The organism is Thiocapsa marina 5811 (genome assembly GCF_000223985.1).
GTDB lineage: Bacteria > Pseudomonadota > Gammaproteobacteria > Chromatiales > Chromatiaceae > Thiocapsa > Thiocapsa marina.
The window spans coordinates 306234-312570 of the sequence record NZ_AFWV01000007.1; the positions used below are offsets into that span (position 1 = coordinate 306234).

At 70.3% G+C, this 6337-nt stretch carries 8 protein-coding genes; 7 read left to right on the forward strand and 1 reads right to left on the reverse strand.

The genetic code is table 11. The annotated features are described in order from the left end of the window. Nucleotides 1-77: 77 nt before the first annotated feature. Nucleotides 78-650, reverse strand: coding sequence for a conjugative transfer protein MobI(A/C) (gene mobI / locus THIMADRAFT_RS12250; protein WP_040731132.1), 573 nt, complete (start codon nt 648-650; stop codon nt 78-80). A gap of 677 nt (nt 651-1327) precedes the next feature. Here mobI and THIMADRAFT_RS12255 point away from each other — a divergent pair. The 7 genes from THIMADRAFT_RS12255 to THIMADRAFT_RS12285 form a co-directional block, all read left to right on the forward strand. Continuing rightward, a complete protein-coding gene (locus THIMADRAFT_RS12255; RefSeq protein WP_007193359.1) occupies nt 1328-2326 on the forward strand; it encodes a ParM/StbA family protein in 999 nt (332 codons plus the stop codon). Then, complete coding sequence (locus THIMADRAFT_RS12260; protein ID WP_040731135.1) at nt 2316-2588, forward strand: hypothetical protein; 273 nt, start codon at nt 2316-2318, stop codon at nt 2586-2588. Before THIMADRAFT_RS12255 ends, THIMADRAFT_RS12260 begins: the two co-directional genes overlap by 11 nt. Continuing rightward, a complete protein-coding gene (locus tag THIMADRAFT_RS24770; protein ID WP_007193361.1) occupies nt 2581-3684 on the forward strand; it encodes a lytic transglycosylase domain-containing protein in 1104 nt (367 codons plus the stop codon). Before THIMADRAFT_RS12260 ends, THIMADRAFT_RS24770 begins: the two co-directional genes overlap by 8 nt. After that, entirely contained in the window at nt 3669-3983 is a 315-nt protein-coding gene (locus tag THIMADRAFT_RS12270) for a hypothetical protein (protein ID WP_007193362.1), read from the forward strand. The genes THIMADRAFT_RS24770 and THIMADRAFT_RS12270 overlap by 16 nt, the downstream gene beginning before the upstream one ends. 53 nt (nt 3984-4036) lie before the next feature. Next, nucleotides 4037-4588 carry a FlhC family transcriptional regulator gene (locus tag THIMADRAFT_RS12275; protein WP_007193363.1) on the forward strand — a complete coding sequence of 184 codons (552 nt, stop codon included), beginning with the start codon at nt 4037-4039 and terminating at the stop codon, nt 4586-4588. After that, on the forward strand, nt 4572-5561 hold the full coding sequence (gene traF, locus THIMADRAFT_RS12280) for a conjugal transfer protein TraF (protein ID WP_007193364.1): 990 nt from the start codon (nt 4572-4574) through the stop codon (nt 5559-5561). Before THIMADRAFT_RS12275 ends, traF begins: the two co-directional genes overlap by 17 nt. Continuing rightward, the coding region (locus tag THIMADRAFT_RS12285; protein WP_007193365.1) for a conjugal transfer protein TraH at nt 5558-6337 on the forward strand (780 nt) is incomplete at its 3' end. The genes traF and THIMADRAFT_RS12285, both read left to right, overlap by 4 nt.

Below are 6337 nucleotides of genomic sequence, written 5' to 3' on the forward strand. Positions count from 1 at the left end.
GCATCCTGCACCGTCGCGGATGCGCCCGGCCATGGCGATAACCACGCGGAGGGGTCTGCTTTGCGGCGGATCGCCCGTCAGCGCTCGGCCTCATCGTCCAGACCCAGCTCGCGGCATCGTTTGGCGGCGGCCCGAAAGCGGGTGCGCACCTCGGCGAGCTGACGCGCGGCGGCGCGGATGGCGCCGAATCCCTGCTCGGCCTCCTCCACGAGCGGGCGCTGCCAGTCCCGTGCGATGCCGCGAAAGGCGCTCTTCGGGTAGCGATCCCCATCGCCCTTGCGGATGTAGTCCGACAGATAGACGACGCCCGAGGCGGTGTGCACATGGCGGTAGGTGACCCACTCGATCGAGAAGGCGCCCGGGGTGGCGCGATTCGCCCGCTGCGGGCGCACCCGCACGCCGATGCGACCCCGGGCACTGCGCGGCAGCCCCTGACCGGCCTCCGCCAGGCGTTGCTCGAAGGCGCTGCGTCCTTGCTCGGCGCGCTCCTGCAGGGCGGCCAGGTTGCGCGCGATCCAGGCGTCGAGCGCCTCCTCGACCTGGTTCGGTGCCGCGTCCGCGTCGGCGGCGTCCTCCTCCTCGGCGTCCCTGCCCGCAACGCCGGGCGGGCCTGCCCGGAAGGCTGCCTTGAGCCTGTGGGCAGGCGGCACGCCGGCCTGGCGTTCGCACCCTCTTATCTTTGGTGAAACAAGGCCCGCTGTTCTCCCTTGCCGCGGGAGGCTTCCGGTCAGGGCAGGCCGTTCCGTCGCCCCTCGGTCGGTCGGCGCGTCATACTCTCCTCGTGCAGAGTGCACATGCGCATGCTCGTCGTTCGTATTGCCGTTCGGTTCTCGTGTCATGCGTTGATCCCTGATCGCTCGGGACGGTGCGTATTCGCGCGTCCATGGGGTGGGTGTCGCCGGACGGCGGAAAACGCCGCGGGGTGTTTCATTCGTGGATCCCTGCTTGCCAATACCCTTCAAAAACGCGCTCGCCACGTTTTCACCGATCGGCATTCCCGTTTCATTTCCGAAACGTATCGGTTCTTCGGGTCGCTCCTGTTTCGCTTCCACGCGAACGGCGGCCGTTCTCCATTGCCGTCGGGTGGCTGGAGGTTAGCACGCGTCATGCGTCGGGCACCGCCCGGAAAGACACCGTTTTCGGTCATTTAAACGGCTGGCGTTGCACCGCCTCGACGCCAAGAATGCCGAGCGTTCGCTGTCGCCTTTTTGTCGGCTGATCGCGAATCTCTTGTGAACCTTGTCATTGGAATGCATCGGTGCGACGAGGACGTGAAGCGCGTCCGTGTACCGCCAGTGCATTCGGTGTGAACCCATCGGGCGGAGCCATGTACGTCGTCGGACTCGATATCGGCTATTCGAATGTGAAGATCGCCGCAGGGCCTCGCGGAGCGCTGCCGCGACTGATCCTGCGCCCGGCCGGAGCCGCTCCCCTGGAGCATCTGGGCGAGCGCATCGGCGCGGCCGCGGAGGAGGGGATCGCGGCCGCCGATCGACCGGTCGTGGTCGATCTGGACGGCGTGCCCTGGGCGGCGGCGATCGAGCCCGAGCGCTTCGAGGACTGGCAGCGCCCGCTGCACGAGGACTACCCGGCCACCCCGAGCTATCACGCGCTGGCCCTGGCCGCGCTGCAGCTGACGGGACAGCGCAAAATCGACCTGGTCGTGACCGGACTGCCGGTCGCCCAAGCCGGGGACGTGCGCCGTCGGGAGCGGCTGAAGCGCCTCCTGACGGGGCGGCACGGCCTGGGCGAGGCGAGCCTCGAGGTCGGCGAGGTGCGGGTCGTTCCGCAGCCGATCGGCGCCTACCTCGATCTGGTCTATACCGCCACGGACGAGGAGATCCTCGAGCGCATCGAGACCGGCACCGTCATCGTGCTGGACGCCGGCTTCTATTCCTTCGATTGGGCGCTCGTCGTCAAAGGGGAGCTGCGCCGCAGTGCCAGCGGCACCAGCCTGGAGGCCATGTCGGTGCTGCTGGAGCGGGCCGCGCAGGGGGCCGTGGCCGAGGCAGGCGGCAAACCCCAGCCGCTCGGTCTGGAGGCCGCGCTGCGCGCCGGGCGTGCGCTCGTGCTGCAGGCCGGACATCGCCTGTCGGTGCCGAGCCTGCTCGGGCGCGCGGCCGGACCGGTCTGTGCGGTCGCGCTGGAGAGCCTGCGCCGATCCCTGCGCCGCGAGAGCGCGAGCGTGGATCTCGTGCTGATCGCCGGGGGCGGCGGAAGCCTCTACGTGCGGGCGGCTACCGGGCTGTTTCCGGGTGCGACGGTCGTGGTGGCCGCGGATCCGATCGCTGCGAATGCGCGCGGGTTTCATCGCTATGCCGGCTGAGGCGCGCTCCCGCGACCTGCTGCGCGCCGTGGTCAACATCGGCCCGTCCCAGCCCGAGCTGCTCGCGGATCTGGTGCAGCTGCCCAAGCGCTCGCGGGCCGCACGGCTTCGTCACCTCGCCGCCGTCGGGCTGTTGGCGATCAAAGGCGGTGCCGTTGCGCTTGCCAAGGTCGCACCGGCAACGCCTTCGACGCCCGACGACCCGGCGGCACTGCGGCGCCGGGATCGACTCGTTGGTCGGCTGGGGCGCGTCGATGATTAGAGGCGTCTGGTTTGCCGGGGTGCTGTGCGGCGTGCTGGCCACGACCGCGGTCCATGCCGCGCCCGAAGTTATCGACGGCGTACCCGCCGGCACGCCCGACAGCCCCGCACAAGCATCGCTGCCGCCCGTCTGGGCCGAGCCGGCACGGGCGCATGGCATCGAGCCACGTTTGCTTTACGCCGCCGCGCTCTCGGCCAGCGGGCGGATTGCGAACGGTCAGGCCTCGCCGTGGCCTTGGACGCTCGTCGTCAGCGGCCGTCGGTTCCACTACGCCACCAGCGAGGACGCGCAACGGGCTTTGGAGTCCGCGTCGACGGACGAGGCGACAGACCTCGCGGTCGGACTCCTGGCCGTGCCGGTGCGTCATCTTCGGTTCGGCGGCACGCCGGCCGAGCTGCTCGATCCGGCGCGCAATCTCGCGCGCGGGGCCGCGCTGATCGCCGTCGGCCTGCGCGCCTATCCGAGCAATCCAGCCCGCGGGATCGGTCAGTATCGTGCCGCGTCGTCCACCGCTGCCGAGACCCTCGGCGCGCGGATTCTCGCGCTCGCCGAGGCGCTGAGCGAACCGGGCATCGGGCTTGCCCCGTCTCCTGAACAGCCTCCCGCGTCATTGCCCGCGTCTTCCGGCGCTCCGGGACAAGGCCCGCGCATTCGTACTGTCGCTGCACACCATCACGCCCGCTGCATCGCCCCGGACAAACAACCCGTGGCCGCGCTCGTGGAAGCCGCCGCGCGCCGCCACGGCGTGGATCCGGCGTTCGCGCTCGCCATCGCCCGGCGCGAGAGCGCATTCCGCCAGACGGCGGTTTCCCCGAAGGGCGCGACCGGCGTGATGCAGCTGATGCCCGCGACCGCCGCCCGCTACGGCGCGAATCCGCGCGATCTGGAACAGAACATCGACGCCGGCGTGCGCTACCTGCGCGATCTGGCCGGGATGTTCGACGGCGACCCCGCGTTGGTCGCCGCCGGCTACAACGCGGGGGAGGGCGCCGTGATCAAGCACGGCTATCGCATCCCGCCCTATCGCGAGACCCGCACCTACGTCCCCCGCGTTCTCGAATCCCGATCGGAGTATCTGCAATGCCGCCAACCCTGATGCCGTCCCCCGGAATCCCCGACCTGCAGGACACCGTGCGACGCTGCAATCGCCTCTATTGGATCGGCGCACGGGATGCCGCCAGGGTCTCGCCGCAGGTGGCCTCAACACTGTTCGGCGTGAATCCGGAGCTGGCCGAGTGGCTCGCCGGCGCCACGCTGGAGGCGGTGCTCGATCTGGCCGAAGCACCCGTGGTGACCTTCCGCGCGAGCCTCGACGCACCGCTCGCCCGGGCGCAGGTGCCGCCCGCCCTGCGCAATCTGCATCTGGCGCTGCGTGCCGCCGGGGGTGCGGGTTGAGCGCCGATCCATTGAAGCCCGGCCCGATCGCCCTCGGGCAAACTTCTGCACGCATGCCGGATCCACACCTCGCCCGACACGACGCCGAGACCCTCGCGCTGGCCTTGCTGAAGCACGGCGCGCGGGTCGGGGTCGTGCATTGGGCCACCGGGCTGAAGAGCACGGTCCTCGCCGGCTGGTATCGACAGCTGCACGGGCGGGCGCCGCCGCGCGGTCCGCTGCCGGACAGTGCCGGGTCGATGATCCGCACCCGCACCGAGCACGCCGCCGCTTCGCTCTTCGGCGTGGTCTATGCCGAGCACCGTCGCGACGGAGCCCTCGGGCGCATGATCGACCCGCACGGGCTGGTGCGCGCCTACGAGCTCTATCTGGCGCTGATCGACGGCCCGCATGCAGGTGTTCTGGGTATCAACCAAGCCTGGATCGTCGCGCGGGATCTGCGCGCCGGGCTCGCCGCGATCGCCTGGTGTCCGTCCTGCGAGACCCGCTACATCGCCATGCGCGACGCGATCCTGATCGGCTGTCCGCTGTGCGCCCTCTATGCGCGGGCCGGCGGACGCGCCTCTCCTCGGCGAGCAGGGCACTCCGATGCGACCTCGCGCTGATGCCCTCGCCGCGGGCCTCCTGGTCGCGCTGACGGCCGGGCCGGCGTCGGCGGCACCCGCGGGCGGCTTCTATGCGCGCGATGCCGAGGGCTGGTTCTGGTACCGGGAGCCGCCGGTGCCGGTGCCGGTCGAGGCACCGCCGAACGCCGAGTCGCCGCCTGCGTCCGTCGAGCCCGATCTGTCCGAGCTGGCGCCGTCTGCGCCCGTCGCGGAGGTGTCCCCCGGACCGACGCCGCTCTCCGCCCAATGGTTCCGCGAACACCTGGACACCTACCGCGACCGCGCCATCGACGATCCATCCCCCGAGAACGTGGCCGTCTACCTGCACCTGCAGCGCATCGCGATGGACAAGTCCTCGCGCTTTGCCCGGGTGTCCGAACGCGTGGTGCAGGGCGATCCCGTCCTCGACGAGATCACCCGCCGACCTACCGCCAACTTCGGGGCGAACCTGGCGGACAAACAGGCGAGCGCCGCCGGCGATGCCCTGCTCGAACGCCTCGCCGGGGAAACCGCACTCTGGTTCTTCTTCCGCTCGGACTGTCCCTATTGCGATGCACAGGCACCGCTCCTGGAGGCCCTCGCGCAGCGCTACGGCTTCGCGGTACTGGCGGTCTCTCTCGACGGGGCGGGCCTCGCGGACGGGACGTTTCCCGCCTTCGACATCGACCGCGGCCAAGCCGAGGCGCTGGGCGTGATCTCCACCCCGGCGATGTTCCTCGCCCGCCCGGACCAAGGTTCGGTGGCCCCGATCGCCCAGGGACTGCTCTCGCTCGCCCAACTGCGCGATCGCATCGTCCTCGCCGCCGTCCAGGCCGGCTGGGTCAGCGAGGCGGAGGCGAGCCGTCTCCGAGCGGGTCCGGCCGAGCAGCGCAGCGCTGCCGCGACGCTCTCCGCACTCCCCGAGGACCCGAGCGCCTTGCTCGAGGCACTGCGCGCCACCGTTCTTCCCGACACCCTCCAGGCCCCCCGATGAAGATTCGATTCGCACCGACCCTTGTCCTGATCGCCGCGACGGCGACGCCCGCCGCCGAGGCGGCCGGTATCGCCACCCAGTCGAGCGTCATGTTCGACAGCATGGTCAATCTCACCAACCCTTCGGCACACATGGGGCAGCGCCGCGGCGCCTTCTCGGGCGGGTCGGTGGTGAACCGCAACCGCCTCATGAGCGAGTCGCTCTGGCATGTGGTGCCGCCGTCCTTCGAGGCCGGCTGCGGGGGCATCGACATGTTCGCCGGCTCCTTCAGCTTCATCTCCGCGGATCAGTTCCAACAACTGATGCGCTCGATTGCGGCGAACGCCACCGGCTACGCCTTCGAGGTCGCCTTGACCGCCATGTGCCCGACCTGTGTCGAGGTCATGGAGTCGCTGCAGCGCAAGCTCCAGGCGCTCAATCAGGGCTACGCCAACTCCTGCCAGCTCGCCAAGGGTCTGGTCAACGACGTGGCGAGCGCCTTCGACGTGCAGCACAAGGACAACACCTCGCTGGTGGCGATGGTGAAGGGCTTCGGCGACGTCTTCGAGACCCGCAGCCTGACCTCCGGGGAAAGTCCGGTGAACCAGGTCGCGAACAACCTGACCGACGAGCAGCGCGCCGAGGCCGATCTGCAGGGCAATCTGGTCTGGCAGGCGCTCAAACGCCAAGGCGCGGCCGGTTGGTTCGTCGGCGGCGACGATGCCCTGCTCGAAGCCATCATGAGCGTGACCGGCTCGGTGATCCTCGGTCCACCCGAGCCCGCACCCGACGGGGCC